Below are 12,798 nucleotides of genomic sequence, written 5' to 3'. Positions count from 1 at the left end.
CTTGCCCGTGAACCGGTCGGTGCTAAAGCGACGCGTCCCACGTGATCGTCTCTCATCGGCGCCATGTTCCCGGCTTCGGCGATGCCTGCCTCGCGATCGACCGCGCCATCGGGCCATCGTTCATCGTGAGGCGCGTCGCGCTGCGCGAGGTCGTTCAGGACGAGCGGCTCACGAAGGCGGCGGTCGGAGTCGACTGCGGTCGTCCGCGCCGACGGCTTCTCTTGGTGCTCGACGGAGAATCGCTCGAGTCGATCGAGGGGCGCGACGAGAAGATGCATCCAGGGCGCGCGCTGTTCATTTCGGAGCGCCGACGTTGGGAGAGTCGTAGCGAGCATTGTGACCTCCTCGAGATCGAATGGGATCCCGGCGGTCTCGACGATGGGTCGGCAACGAGCGAAGACGTTGCCTCCTGGCAGCTCGGAAGTCGGACTCGACATTGCGTCGACCACTTCGGCGAGGAGCTGCGCAACGCTCGAACGGCCGAAGCTTTGCGGCCCGCGCTCCTGGATCTCTTTCGAGCCTTGCAGTCCGAGGGGTGCCCTGTCGACGCGGAGCGGCTCTGCGCGGTTGCGCCCTCCACGCCCGCGGAGCAGCAGCTCGGTGAGCAGGTCGACCGTGCTCTCTCCGACCTCGCGAATGCGCCGATGCTCGTCGATCTCGAGGCCACGCAGGGCAGCTCGCGTCGCACCCTGACTCGAAACATCCGGCGCTTGCACGAGCGTCACGCCTTGCTTGGACGCGGTGAAGGACGCTGGCGTGGAATTCGCGACGCCTATCGACTCGTGATCGCGACCATTCTTCTGTCTCACGACGAAGCGACGCCTGCTCGCGTCGCCGAATTCGTGGGATACGGCTCGGTGGAGGCGCTCGACCACGCCTTCCACCACGTATCGTTGCCGTCGCCCACCGCTCTCCGTCGCTCGATTCGCGCGGCGTGAGCGAACGAGCTCACTTGGTGCGTCGGAAGACGTGCTTCTCCTGACCTGATTCCAGGGTCAGCGTGGGCTCGCCCGAGCTCCCGACGACGAGCGTTTCGCCGAGCCACGGCGGGTCGAGCATGTAGAGCTTCTTGCCGCCGTCCTTTTCGGTCTTCTCTCCGAACGCGGTGTTCCATTCGCCGGCATCGAGGATGGCCGTACCCTTCGCGTCGCGACGGATGGTGATGGTGCCGAGCTCCGGGCTAGACCACGTTCCCGCGAGGGACGTGAAGAAGGCGGCCGACGGCCTGCGTTCGACGAGCGCGAGATCTCCCGCGAGGGACTTCTTGCCCTGCTCGAGCGCGAAGCGGAGCAATGGCTCGGCCTCGGGGTTGGCGTCGAAGAGGAGCTCGACGAGCTTGCGGCGGAGGACGCGACGGTAGGTGTTGGCTCCACCCTTGTTCGAGAGAACGACCATGCCGACGTCGCTCTTCGGCAAGAAGAAGAAGTCCGACGTGAAGCCAAGGTTGTTGCCGCCGTGGCCGGCGACGGGAAGGCCGTGGTCGTCCTCGAGGAAGAGGCCGATGCCGTAGGCCATCTTCTCGGTGATCTTCACCTGCGGTTCGCGGCGAAGGAGAAGGTTCTTCTCGGAGACGATGTGTTTCCCGTCGACGCTGCCCTTGCCGAGCTCGAGGGCGAGCACGCGAGCCATTTCCTCGACGTTCGACCAGACGGCGCCGGCCGGGCGAATCGCAAAGACACCTTCCTCCGTGCCGAGCGGCGAGAGCGCGCTGCCGCCCTCGGGCGTCAGGCCGTGTGGCGAGGCGTGTTCTGCACGGCGAACGGTCGCGAGGTCGGAGGTGGTGCTTCGCATGCCGAGTGGCTCGAGCACGCGTGACCGCAACGTCTCGTCGTAGGCGGGGCCGAGCGCCTTGCCCGGAGCCGCCGCGTGCGCGGCGACGTATCCGCCGGCGGCGACGAGCATGTTCGAATATTGGAACGTCTCACCGAAACCCGTCGTGGGCTTTGCCTGCCGCAACGATGCCACGCGCTTTTCGGGAGTGCTGCCGGCGTACTCGAACAGAAACGCCATGTCCTGGCGTGGCATGCCGGTGCACGCGCAGACGGTATGGCGGAGCGTGATCTTCTCCGTGGCCGACGCATCACCGAGCGCGAATTCGGGCATGAGCTTCGTCATCGGCGTGTCCCAGTCGAACACGCCTTCGTCGACGAGCTTCGCCATCATGATGGTGGTGAGCGACTTGGTCGTCGAACCGATCATGAAGAGCGTCTTGGGCGTCACGAGCTCGGGTTTGCCCTTCTCGCGTACGCCGAAGCCTTTGGCGAAGACCACCTTGCCGTGCTGGACGATGGCGACGGCCGTGCCCGGAATGGTGAGGGCGTCGCGGGCGCTCTCGGCGAACGAGGCGAACGCGGCGAGACGCGCCGAGTCGAGATCGTGAGCCTCGCGACCTCCGAGGGCTTCGGCCGCCAGGCCCTTGGGCTTGTAACTCGATTGAATCGTGCCGATCTGGGCTCCGCGCCGGTCGAACCCCGACTCCGTGCCGTCGAAGAGCATGACGTGCTGCTTGCCGCCCTCGGCCCTGGCGAGGCCGATGACGACCCGCGTTTCGTCGGTCTTCGTCTCGTAGACGATCTGCGTGATCGACGTCCAGCCGTCGCGCGCAGGCGGCGTCATGCGCTGTTTGACGGGCCGAGAGAAGCCCTTCGAGAGGTTCTCCCACGCTGCGGTGATGGCCTTTTCCGCGTCGGGCTCCGTCGAGGTGACGAGGGCGATGGAGACCTCCTTCTCGGGCGTCTGTAGCACCGTCATCGCCCCGCGCTTGGACACGAACCAGCCGCGCGCCGCTTGGAAGGTCGCGCCGTCATCGGTCGACAGCGTCTCGTCCGCCGTGAGCTGCTTTTCCGCGGTGCCCATTGCGGTGGCGGTCGCGGTGGCCGTCGAAGCACCGCCCGTTCGTGATGCGTCCTTCGCGCGCACGGCGCTCTCTGGCGGGGGAGCACTTCCGCAGGCAAACGTGGTGGCGAAGAGGAGCGCGGCCAAGAACCTCGATCTCATGGCCTCTCCTCTAACCTTGGGCCTCGCCTCGGGCGACTGATACGAGAGGACACGCGAGACGCGACCACTACCTACCGTCCGCCAAGGAGGCGCGCGGCAAGCCTGGGAGTGTCACCCGTTCTTGCGATTGCCCTCCTTCGGGCAGTCGTCCATGCTTCTCCTGCCGGCATGGCGTTTTCGCTGCGGTATCCGCAAGTTCGCGAGATGCTCGACCTCGTTGGAGCGATATTCAGGCGCCCCTCGCGACGGCTCGTGGCCCGTGAAGAGCGCGTGGGCTGAACGGTTAGAGTCCGTGCCACGCGCGGCCGTTCGGGAGCCCCGGCGGCTCGACGGCGATGACGTAGTCGACGCGTCGGTTCTGCGGCTCGTCGACTTCGTCACCCGTGCGGACGCGCGGCGCCGCCTCTCCGAAGCCTTCGTAGGCGATAGGCACCTGCAGACCGTGCTGCCGGAACCACGTTCCGATCGAGCGCGCACGACGCTGCGAGAGGGCGAAGTTGTGCTCCGCGGTTCCAACCGTATCGGTGTGACCGACGACGTAGAGCGTAATCGGTCCGAAATCGGTGTGCTTGCTCACGACGGCGCGAATGGCGGCGAGGCTCGCTTCGAGTTTCGGCACTTCGGTTGGACGAATGACGTCGGAGTCGGTGGCGAAGTTCACTTCCTCGTGGGGAACCTCCGCCTTCCACGGCGTGAGGGCCACGCCCGACCAATAGCCCTCGGTCGAGTACCCGATGATCTCGATGCGAGCGACGGCCTCGTCCGACGACGGCGTCCACGTGCAGGTGAGGGGAGTGCCCGGCGCGGCGCCGTTGAAGGGGATATCGCGTTCGTCGAGCACCGAACCGGACTCGCCTTGGACCTTGAGATGGATCTTGTCGGCGGGCCGCGAGAGCGACACTTCGAGCTTGTGACCTGGCAGGTCCACCTTGGCGCGGTCGACGGTGACCTTCACGCGCTTGTCGGCCGGTACCGGCTTGTTCGGCGCATCCGCGGCGAAGGCGGGCGTCGCGAAGGACACGACCGACGAGATCGACGCGCCCGAGAGCGCCGCGAAGAGAACGAGAGCCAGGCCACGCATGGGACCGGAAGTTTGCCACGCTTTCCCACGCCCCGCACGGCTCGCGTGTTGGAGCAGAACCGTAGCTCGTGCGTCGAAAGATGCGACGCTCGGCGCGAGACCGGAAGCTGTCGTCTATGCTCGAGAGGGGTAGGGAGATGCCGAAAGCGAAAGACATTCGTGCGACGCGCGCCATCGACGTGGTCGAGGCCGCGTATCGGCTCGACGGGACCGAGCAAGAGTGGCTCGACCAGCTGCTTGCCGTGGCGCGCCCCGATGTCGATACCGGCTGTGGGGTCTACGCGTTCACGGGGGGCGAGTCGGTGCCGAATCTGCCGGCAAGTCCCGTGTTCGTGCAGCACGATCTCGACGCGGGCTTCGCAGAGCGTCTGATGGAGCTCAACGTGACCGCGCCGCAAGCGGTCAATGACGTCGTTCGTACGCGCCTCGTCTCGTGTGGGGGGCTCGAGCAGTTCTTCGGCCCCTCCTCGGTCGTCGTCGCTCACTTCCGCCAGTTGATGCAGCCGATCGGCGTCGTGGATGGCTTTTCGATGTTCGTCCAAGACGCCCAGGGGGGCAGCCTCACCATGTCGTCGCCCGCGCGGGACGTCCTCGCTCCTGCGCCCCGCGTGCGCGGTATCTGGCAGCGTGCTGGTCTCCATGTCGTTGCGGCTCTTCGCTTGCGACGGAAGCTGGCGGCACGATCTCCTTCCTCGACGCCACCCACCTCGGCGCGTGAGGCGCTGCTCGAGCCGTCGGGCAGAATTGCCCACGCGGGCACCGAGCTCGCCGCCGACCGACCGGCGCGCGAAGCGCTGATGGATGCCGTCCATGCGATGGAACGCGCGCGCGGCACCGACGTACGCTCCTCTCCCGATCGCGCGCTCCGGCTCTGGCGCGGGCTCGTCGCCGGCGAATGGTCGCTCGTGGACCACTGGGAGCAGGGCGGCAGGCGCTACATCGCGGCCTACCAGAATCGGCCGACCACGCTCGATCCGCGGGCGCTCACGAGCAACGAACGAGCGGTGCTCGAGTATGTCGTCCTTGGCGCGACGAACAAGGAGATCGTCTACGCGCTCGGTCTCGCCGAGGGAACCGTCTCCACGTGCGTGACGCAGATCCTCCGCAAGCTACGTGTGAGGAAGCGCGTGGATCTTGCCGCGCTCTCGCCCGCCGCGCGTGCCGAGCGGCTCGACGTGGAGGTCGACGGCGAATGCGTGGGGGTGCTCGCGGTCGACGTCGCTCCGGCAACGTCACTCGCAGAGCGGCTTTCGCCGGCAGAACGCGAAGTCACGAGCTTCGTCACGCGCGGAATGAGCAACGAACAGATTGCGCAGTCGCGCGGTGTGTCGGTGCCGACGATCGCCAAACAGCTGCGTGCCATCTTCGACAAACTCGGCGTCGACAACCGAAGTCAGCTCGCTCGTCTCGTGGCGAGCGGCGAGGACTGAGCAGCGCTCTCGCGGGCGTCCAGTTCATCGACGCTGTTCATCGAGGCTGTTCATCGAGGTCACGCGGGGCGCGCAGAACGCGAATGGCCGAGCCGGAATGGGCGGAGCGTCGTACGCTCTTCGCCATGAATTGTCCCTCTCCGTGTCGTGCGTGCGGCTCACACAAATTCTGGCGCGTGAACCCGGTCATGCTTCCGCAGTTCGACTCGAACAACGCCATCTACACGATGCCGGCCGTCTGCCGGAGCTCCTCGGGCGGAACGGCAAGCCACGAGTGGGGCAAGAAGATCGAGCACGGCAACTTCGCGGCGTGGATCTGCGTCGGTTGCGGGCTCACCGATTGGTTCGCGGTCGGCGTCAACGACATGCTCAGCCAGCTCGCACGCAATCGCGATTCCGGCGTGACTTACGTCGACGGCGAGCCGCAGGGGTATCGCTGAATCGACGAGCAAGCGCTCGCTTGGAACCTGTTCGTCGGGGCCGGAGCCGGTATGTGACGCGCGGATGGCAACTTGTTGGCGATCACGTAACTGCTTGAAATGAGTGGTTGGTTTCTTGTCCACGCCCCGGGCAATCGCGTCCCCAGGATAGCCAGGTTCCGGGACGCGAAATCAACGCGTTACGATCGCGTCGAGGCGCGCGAGGAGAGGTGTGTGGTGGCACGTGATCTGCTGTGGGCGGCGCGTCACCCAAACCAAGAAGGTCTCCATGGCTCTCGCACGCGTTGCCGTCATCGCATTTGCCCTCGCCGCAGGAACTCTCGCCATCGGTTGCTCGGCCGAATCCTCCGACGTCGAGGCCGCCGACGAGCAAGCCCTCACGACGGCCAAGACCCTCACGAAGGGCATCTCGAGCCCCACCGGTCTCGCCGTGACGAGCACCCACGTCTACTTCGGGTCGAACCACTTCGTCGCGTCCGGCGATCCCGAGCTCGATCAGCAGATGGCGTACTGGGAGGGCAAGTACTCGCGCGTGGGAATCTCGGGCGGCCGTCGCGAGGTCGTGACCGATATCGGGCCCATCACCAACGTGAGGACGGTCGGCTCGAAGCTGTACTTCCGGATGTCGGGCGGCTGCTGGATCAGCGCCGTCGACACCACTGCCGCGACCATCGAGGTCAAGCCGGTCTACACGCAGTCCGATTGTGGTGAGTATGGTCTGACGGACTTCGAGGTCACGAACGACGCGCTCGTCGTCCTGAATTTCGACGGTCCGATTCTTCGCGGAAAGCCCTCGGGCTCGGACATGACGCAGATCGCCGACCTCCGAATCGGCACGACGGCGCCCTTCTTCGACGCGGCCGTTCTGGCGGACGGCGCGCTCTACGTGCTTTCGACCCGAAGCCTCTTCGACAACCAGAACCACTCGATCCCGCAGGCGCTCTACCGCGTCGGCGTCGAAGACGGTGTCGTGACGAAGCTGTTCGACGTCACGTCGTCGCCGAGCAACGTCGTCTCCGACGGCAAGAACGTCTTCTGGACGGAAAAGGGAACGGACATCGTCGCGCTCGCCGCGGGGTCGAATCAGCCCAAGACGATTGCGACCGGCCTGCGCCACGTCGTCGAGCTCGCCGCGGACGGAACCAACGTCTACGCGGCCGACAGCGAGCGCAACGCGATCTACGTGGTCAAGGATGCGCTCGGCACGCCGAAGAAGAAGAAGCTCGCCGACGCGAAGGGCGTGCAGGCGATTGCCGTCGATGGCGACAAGCTCTACTTCGCAACGGACGCGTATGAGAACAACAAGCCTGCGGGCATCATCGGCGTGATCAAGCTCCCTCAGTGAGCCGTTCGTCGATTCTGCGATAACGACCGTCTCTCGTGCCCAAAAGAAAGGGAGATGCTCTGCACGGCAGGCATCTCCTTTCGTCATTTCGCGACGTCCGCATGCCGAAGACGTGGTTGCGCGAAGAGCGAGCTCTGCCCTTCGGTGATCCGCGGCGAAAACTGGATCGTCGTCGGCCCATTTTCGCATTTTTACGGTGCTGGAGGTCGAGTGCGGTGAATGCGTCGAAGTGGGGCGTCGTCCAATCCGCCTGCCAAGGCGCCGGCGCCTCGGTCGTTCACTTCCGCTCAACACCGCTCCGGGATCTCGCGATGATTACCGTTTTTGGATGGCGCTCCGTACGAACGAAGAACGTGCCCGCGGAGGGCGTGACCTGTGTGAGCTGCCAAACGGTCGGAAGCACGCAGCTCGAAGTGCGCCAGGAGTATCTGCACATCTTCTGGGTCCCGATTTTCCCGATGCGCAAGTTCGTCGTGGCGAGCTGCAGTCGATGCGGAGCTCACTTCGCCGATCGCGAGCTGCCGCCGGCCTACCAGCCTGTGGCCACGGCAGCCGCGCAACGAGCTTCCATTCCGATTTGGACCTTCGTCGGCTTGCCCGTCGTGCTGTTCGCGGTCGCGGCCGCCTTCCACGATCGCTTCGGATTCGGAGCTCCTGCCGAGCTCGCGGGCAACTCTGCGAAGGTCAAAGCGTGCTTGGAGCACGTTGCGCCGGGGCAGGTCTACGAGCTGAACATGGGCCCGCCCTCGTACAGTCCGAAAGAAGTCAAATCGCTGATTCGAATCACCCAAGCCGACTCGAACTCGGTCTCGTTCGAGAAGGGCTTGGTGCAGAAGTACCTCGACCAGCCGCTGCTGGCCGAAGGGACCGGCGGTCCGTTCGACGGAAAGGCGCAGAAGCTGTCGCGCGCGGAGTTCGCGAAGAAGGCGCTTCTCGACTGTCGTTGACGACTGTCGGTGCAGGCGTTCGTCGTGACGATCAGAGCGCACCTCGAGCCACGTGCGCGCACCCGCGTGATCGATCACGTTGTCATGTTGTTGACGCTCGACGGCTTGCCACTGTCGGCGCACTCTGGCTCAAATCGGTATGCTCACTGCCCATTCCCGCGATATTCCCGATGAATTCGTGATGGCCAGGCACTAGCAGCGCTATGCGGGCGATGAACAAGGTTCGCTTCTTCAGTGTTCGGCACCCCGTCCTTGCGGTCCCGTTTGTACTGCTTTCAGTCCTGTCGTTGCCTCGACGTGCGGAGGCTTGCTCGGCGAACCCTTGCTCCCCCGGCAAGGTGTCGATTCCCGATGGCGCGGTCGTGCCCGCGAACATCCCTGGGATTCCGTTCCGTCCGGGACTGGACTGGAGCAATGGAAGCGAGCCGACCAAATACTCGACGATTTCGCTCCGCGATGACACCTCGGGAACGAACGTGGTGGTCATCGACAAATCGTTCACTCCGGCGACCGTCGATTTCACGGTTCGCTAACGAGCGCCTCGTCACCCCTGAAGCTGCCGCGAGCGAAGCGATTGACATGAACTCCCAGGTGGAGATTCGCGCTCGCCTCGACCATCCTGCACGGCCATGGACTTGCGGGCTCCGAAGGCGGTTGCGGTCGCGCTTGCGACTGCACTCGTTCTACGCGCGCACGAGAGCCGTGCGTCGCAGGACGATGCCAAAGAGCCCGTTCGCATCGGGGCCGACGTTGCCGCGGGATGTCCCGACGCGTCGTTCTTCTATCAGCAGGTGAGGGCGCGGACCCGTCACGTTCGCTTGGCTCGAGATGAGGAGGCCGCGCGCGAGCTTCGTCTTGTGGTGAAGGCCGACGGCGCCATGTTTCGCGGTCGCCTCGACGTCCACCCGACGGATGGCGAGGTCTCGTCGCGCGAGGTGGCCGGCCGCAAGTGCAACGAGGTCATGTCCGCTCTCGCGTTCGTCGCGGCGCTCGGCATCGATCCGAATGCGTCGCTCACGAGCACCGAGCCTCCCGACGAGTCCGACGAAGAAGCTCCGGAGAATCCGCCCTCCGTCGTCGAGGAGCCCAAGCTCCCACCGCCCCCGTCCGAAGCGGCTCCTGCGCGACGTACGTCACCGCCCATCGTGCGTCCCGAGCCGCGGGCGTGGAATGCGTTCGTCGGCGTCGATGCTACCACCTTGATCGGAATCCTTCCCGTGCCTGCCTGGGGTGGTCGCCTCTGGTTCGACGCGCGGGCACGCCAGAAGTCCTCGCTCTTCGCGCCAGCGTTCCGTGCGTCGCTCGGCGGCGCGGCGACCGTCGAGCACGCCATCGGGCCTGGGATGGCGCGGTTCCAGCTCGTCACCATGCGCCTCGATGCGTGCCCGGTTCGTTGGACGCGCACGTGGTGGTCGGCCGAGCCTTGTGCGTTTCTCGAGGGCGGTGTGCTCTTCGGCCAGGGCATCCGAAGTCCTTCACCGCAGGCGAATCAGACCGCGTACCTCGCGCTCGGGCCGCTCGCGCGACTGAGTTTCTTGCCGAGCACGCGCGTTCGCATCGGACTCGAAGGCGGGTTCGTGTTTCCGCTGTTGCGCGCAAACGTCAGCTTCAGCGAGCGCGTCGCGTACCAGGTTCCTGTCTGGGGTGGCAGCATCGGCATCGGCGTCGGCCTGAAGTTCATGTGACGGTGCTCTTGCGTCCGAGCGCCTTCTCCCGGGCGGGAGGTGGCAAGCCTTCGAGCTCGGCCGTCATGTGAATGGCCACGAAATCGAGGAACGCCCGGATGCGCGCAGGGAGCGCCCGCTGAGCGAGATGAATGACGCTGAGCGGGATCGAGGGGGCCGTCCACTCCGGAAGAATGCGGACGAGCCGGCCCGACGCGAGGTCGTCGTGGATCAACCACAGCGGCATCACCGACACGCCGAGCCCCTCGAGGAGCGCTTGGCGTAGGCTCGTAACGCCTTCGGAGACGAGCACCGGGGCGATCGGGAGTGTCTCCGTCGCCTTGCGCGGGCCGAGGAAGGTGGTCGACTCGGGCGCGCCTCCGAACTGCGGCTGGGAGAGCGCGAGCCAGCGATGGCTTTTCAGATCGCTCGGCTGTTTGGGTTTCGCCGCTCGTCGCAAATAGTCGGGCGACGCCACCAAGCAGCGATGGATGGTGCCGATTCGTCGCGCGACGAGTCGTTCGTCGGCGATCTCACCCGCTACGACGCCCGCGTCGTAGCCGTTCTCGATCATCTGAACGGGCCGATTCGAATAGCCGAGCTCGGCTCTCAAGCCGGGGTGTGCGAGAAGGAAGCGCGCCACGAGACGCGTCAGATGGCTCTGTCCTAGATCGACGGTCGCGAACAGGCGGAGATGCCCGTGAAGGACCGTTCGATCCGCGCGAAGGCGATCGGTCGCCTCCTCGGCGAGAGCGAGCATGCCTCGAGCGTCTTCGAGAAAGCGATGGCCGGCCTCGGTCAGCCGCATTCGATGGGTGTCACGCAGCAGGAGCGTCGTGCCCGCGCGGTCTTCGAGCGTGCGCAGATGCCGGCTCAACGTGGGCTGCGGAAGCCTGAGCACGCGGGCCGCTGCGGAGATCGTCCCGCTCTCGACGATGCAAGCGAACGCGCGAAGGAGCTCGAGATCATCGAACGCAGTCATTCATTTCCTGAATAGCCGTAACGCACGATCGGTGGCTACAGCGAGGGGACGGTTAGCGGCATGTTCAGCGTCGAAAGGTAACGACGCCATGAACACCAATGCCTCTGCCTCGAACGATGCGTCCTCGTCCCCCGGTTCCACCCGCGTTGCCCTCGTCACCGGAGCCTCGCGGGGGATCGGTGCCGAGATTGCGGCTCGGCTAGCCGCCGACGGTTTCGCTGTCGTCGTCAACTATGCGGGTGAGGTTGCCAGCGCCGAGGCGCTCGTTGCCAAGATCTCCGAGGCCGGCGCCAAGGCGCTTGCCGTCCAGGCCGACGTTCGCGCGCCCAACGAGGTTCGCCGCTTGTTCGAGGCCGCCGAGAGCGCCTTCGGGGGCGTCGATGTACTCGTCAACAACGCCGGCATCATGAGCCTCTCGCCCATCGCGGAGACGGACGACGCCACGTTCGATCGCCAGATTGCGGTCAACCTCAAGGGCTCGTTCAACACGATGCGCGAGGCGGCCAAGCGCCTTCGCCGGGGCGGCCGCATCATCAATCTTTCGTCGAGCGTCGTGGGACTCCTCCAACCAACGTATGCTGCCTACGCGGCGACAAAGGCTGGCGTCGAGGCGATGACGAAGATCCTCGCGAAGGAGCTCCGTGGTCGCGAGATCGCCGTCAATGCCGTCGCCCCTGGCCCCACCGCGACGGACCTTTTCATGAAAGCGAAGTCGGCCGAGGTGGTCGAGCGCCTCGCGAAGCTCGCGCCGCTCGAGCGTCTCGGTCAGCCGGAGGACATCGCACGCGTCGTATCGTTCCTTGCCGGGCCGGATGCATCGTGGGTGAACGGCCAGGTCCTTCGCGCCAACGGCGGAATCATCTGAATCTCGTTGTCGCCTTCACGCACGCCTCCTCGCTCTCGGGTGCGATGGCGGTCGAGGCCAGCTCGAGCAAGATTCGTCGGCCCCCCGCCTTGACCTGACTATCGTACGATATATCTTCCGAGTGTATCGTTCGTCATAGCGAGCATGGAGCTCAAGCGGACGAGGAAGGTATTTTCAATGCATTCTCGAAGGTATTTCAGTCACTTTGGCCACGAAGGCCATGGCCCTTGCCCCGATCCGCGGCGTGGTTGGTTCGATCCGCGGATGCACGGCGGAGCTTGGCCTGATCCCCGCTGGGCCATCCTCGCCGGACGACGCGGCGGCCCGTTCGGCGGTCGTGGTGGCGGTCGCGGGTTCCCCGGTTTCGGCTTCGGACCGGGCGGTCCTGGCTTCGACTTTCGGGCCGGGCGAAAGCTCTCGTCGGCCGATCTCCAGCTCTTGCTGCTCGCCCTCCTCGAGGAGAAGTCGCGTCACGGCTACGACCTCATCAAGGCGCTCGAAGAGCGATCGAACGGGTTCTACGTTCCGAGCCCCGGCGTCATCTATCCCGCGCTCACCTATCTCGAAGAGGCGGGCGAAACGGCCTCCGAAGCCGAGGGCTCGCGCAAGCTCTATCGCCTCACCGACACCGGACGCGCCACGCTGGAGAAGCGCCGCGCCGAGGTCGACGCTCTCTTCGCCCAGCTCGAGGAGCTCGGACGAAACATGGCGCGCGTGCGTGAGGCGTTCTCTCGCGAAGGAGAAGGCGAGGACTTCGACCCGCGCGGTCCGCGAGGCATGCTGCCGGAGATCGCCGAAGGGATCGGTGAGCTTCGTGAGGCCATTCGGGCCAATCGTGGTGCGTCCAGGACCCAGAAGCTGCGTATCGCAGAGATCTTGAAACGCGCAGCGGCGGCGATCCGTGCTTTGGCCGCGGGCGGCAGCGACGACGAGTAAGACGATCGCGAGACAGGACGTCGCCACCTCGAAGGAAAGGAACGTGTGGCGCGTCCTCGACGGCGGCGCGAATTGCACCGAAGGCGGGCAATCGCCGAAGCGTGATACGTG

General features: G+C 65.6%; 12 protein-coding genes. 9 read left to right on the top strand and 3 right to left on the bottom strand.

Going from position 1 to position 12,798, the window contains the following annotated elements; genetic code table 11:
• The first annotated feature begins 41 nt into the window (after positions 1–41).
• Positions 42–938 (top strand): hypothetical protein, encoded by an 897-nt coding sequence (locus AKJ09_RS08850; RefSeq protein ID WP_146646754.1) that lies wholly within the window; start codon positions 42–44, stop codon positions 936–938.
• A gap of 10 nt (positions 939–948) precedes the next feature.
• Here AKJ09_RS08850 and AKJ09_RS08845 read toward each other — a convergent pair whose 3' ends face one another.
• Both AKJ09_RS08845 and AKJ09_RS08840 read right to left on the bottom strand, forming a co-directional pair.
• Positions 949–2,997 (bottom strand): serine hydrolase domain-containing protein, encoded by a 2,049-nt coding sequence (locus AKJ09_RS08845; RefSeq protein WP_146646753.1) that lies wholly within the window; start codon positions 2,995–2,997, stop codon positions 949–951.
• A 283-nt stretch (positions 2,998–3,280) separates the two neighbouring features.
• Entirely contained in the window at positions 3,281–4,078 is a 798-nt protein-coding gene (locus tag AKJ09_RS08840) for an OmpA family protein (RefSeq protein WP_146646752.1), read from the bottom strand.
• Positions 4,079–4,215: 137 nt separating this feature from the next.
• Here AKJ09_RS08840 and AKJ09_RS08835 point away from each other — a divergent pair, with 137 nt between their 5' ends.
• The 6 genes from AKJ09_RS08835 to AKJ09_RS08810 all read left to right on the top strand — a co-directional run bounded on the left by AKJ09_RS08835 (position 4,216) and on the right by AKJ09_RS08810 (position 9,925).
• Positions 4,216–5,508, top strand: a complete 1,293-nt coding sequence (locus AKJ09_RS08835) for a helix-turn-helix transcriptional regulator (protein WP_169927395.1) — start codon at positions 4,216–4,218, stop codon at positions 5,506–5,508.
• 176 nt (positions 5,509–5,684) lie between these two features.
• Positions 5,685–5,948: a hypothetical protein gene (locus AKJ09_RS08830; RefSeq protein WP_146646750.1), complete on the top strand. Its 264-nt coding sequence runs from the start codon at positions 5,685–5,687 to the stop codon at positions 5,946–5,948.
• 268 nt (positions 5,949–6,216) lie between these two features.
• On the top strand, positions 6,217–7,293 hold the full coding sequence (locus AKJ09_RS08825; RefSeq protein WP_146646749.1) for an NHL repeat-containing protein: 1,077 nt from the start codon (positions 6,217–6,219) through the stop codon (positions 7,291–7,293).
• Between the two features lie 215 nt (positions 7,294–7,508).
• The gene (locus AKJ09_RS08820; protein WP_169927394.1) at positions 7,509–8,240 is read left to right on the top strand and encodes a zinc-ribbon domain-containing protein; all 732 of its coding nucleotides are present in this window, start codon (positions 7,509–7,511) and stop codon (positions 8,238–8,240) included.
• Between the two features lie 287 nt (positions 8,241–8,527).
• Positions 8,528–8,773, top strand: a complete 246-nt coding sequence (locus AKJ09_RS08815; protein WP_146646747.1) for a hypothetical protein — start codon at positions 8,528–8,530, stop codon at positions 8,771–8,773.
• Between the two features lie 96 nt (positions 8,774–8,869).
• Positions 8,870–9,925, top strand: coding sequence for a hypothetical protein (locus AKJ09_RS08810; protein WP_146646746.1), 1,056 nt, complete (start codon positions 8,870–8,872; stop codon positions 9,923–9,925).
• On the opposite strand, the gene AKJ09_RS08805 is transcribed toward AKJ09_RS08810, so the two are convergent.
• Entirely contained in the window at positions 9,918–10,886 is a 969-nt protein-coding gene (locus AKJ09_RS08805; protein WP_146646745.1) for a LysR family transcriptional regulator, read from the bottom strand. The genes AKJ09_RS08810 and AKJ09_RS08805 overlap by 8 nt on opposite strands.
• A gap of 88 nt (positions 10,887–10,974) precedes the next feature.
• Here AKJ09_RS08805 and AKJ09_RS08800 point away from each other — a divergent pair, with 88 nt between their 5' ends.
• Both AKJ09_RS08800 and AKJ09_RS08795 read left to right on the top strand, forming a co-directional pair.
• Positions 10,975–11,751 (top strand): SDR family oxidoreductase, encoded by a 777-nt coding sequence (locus AKJ09_RS08800; RefSeq protein WP_146646744.1) that lies wholly within the window; start codon positions 10,975–10,977, stop codon positions 11,749–11,751.
• Between the two features lie 177 nt (positions 11,752–11,928).
• The gene (locus AKJ09_RS08795; RefSeq protein WP_205633646.1) at positions 11,929–12,687 is read left to right on the top strand and encodes a PadR family transcriptional regulator; all 759 of its coding nucleotides are present in this window, start codon (positions 11,929–11,931) and stop codon (positions 12,685–12,687) included.
• Positions 12,688–12,798: the final 111 nt, after the last annotated feature.

This window comes from Labilithrix luteola (genome assembly GCF_001263205.1).
GTDB classification, from domain to species: Bacteria; Myxococcota_A; Polyangia; order Polyangiales; family Polyangiaceae; genus Labilithrix; species Labilithrix luteola.
Note: the sequence above shows the minus strand (reverse complement) of the source record. Positions and strands in the feature narration are given on the sequence as shown.

Coding starts and splice junctions, on each gene's coding strand:
- AKJ09_RS08845 (WP_146646753.1), bottom strand. CDS start 2,997: ATGAGATCGAGGTTCTTGGCCGCGCTCCTCTTCGCCACCACGTTTGCC.
- AKJ09_RS08795 (WP_205633646.1), top strand. CDS start 11,929: ATGCATTCTCGAAGGTATTTCAGTCACTTTGGCCACGAAGGCCATGGC.
- AKJ09_RS08840 (WP_146646752.1), bottom strand. CDS start 4,078: ATGCGTGGCCTGGCTCTCGTTCTCTTCGCGGCGCTCTCGGGCGCGTCG.
- AKJ09_RS08825 (WP_146646749.1), top strand. CDS start 6,217: ATGGCTCTCGCACGCGTTGCCGTCATCGCATTTGCCCTCGCCGCAGGA.
- AKJ09_RS08835 (WP_169927395.1), top strand. CDS start 4,216: ATGCCGAAAGCGAAAGACATTCGTGCGACGCGCGCCATCGACGTGGTC.
- AKJ09_RS08810 (WP_146646746.1), top strand. CDS start 8,870: ATGGACTTGCGGGCTCCGAAGGCGGTTGCGGTCGCGCTTGCGACTGCA.
- AKJ09_RS08805 (WP_146646745.1), bottom strand. CDS start 10,886: ATGACTGCGTTCGATGATCTCGAGCTCCTTCGCGCGTTCGCTTGCATC.
- AKJ09_RS08800 (WP_146646744.1), top strand. CDS start 10,975: ATGAACACCAATGCCTCTGCCTCGAACGATGCGTCCTCGTCCCCCGGT.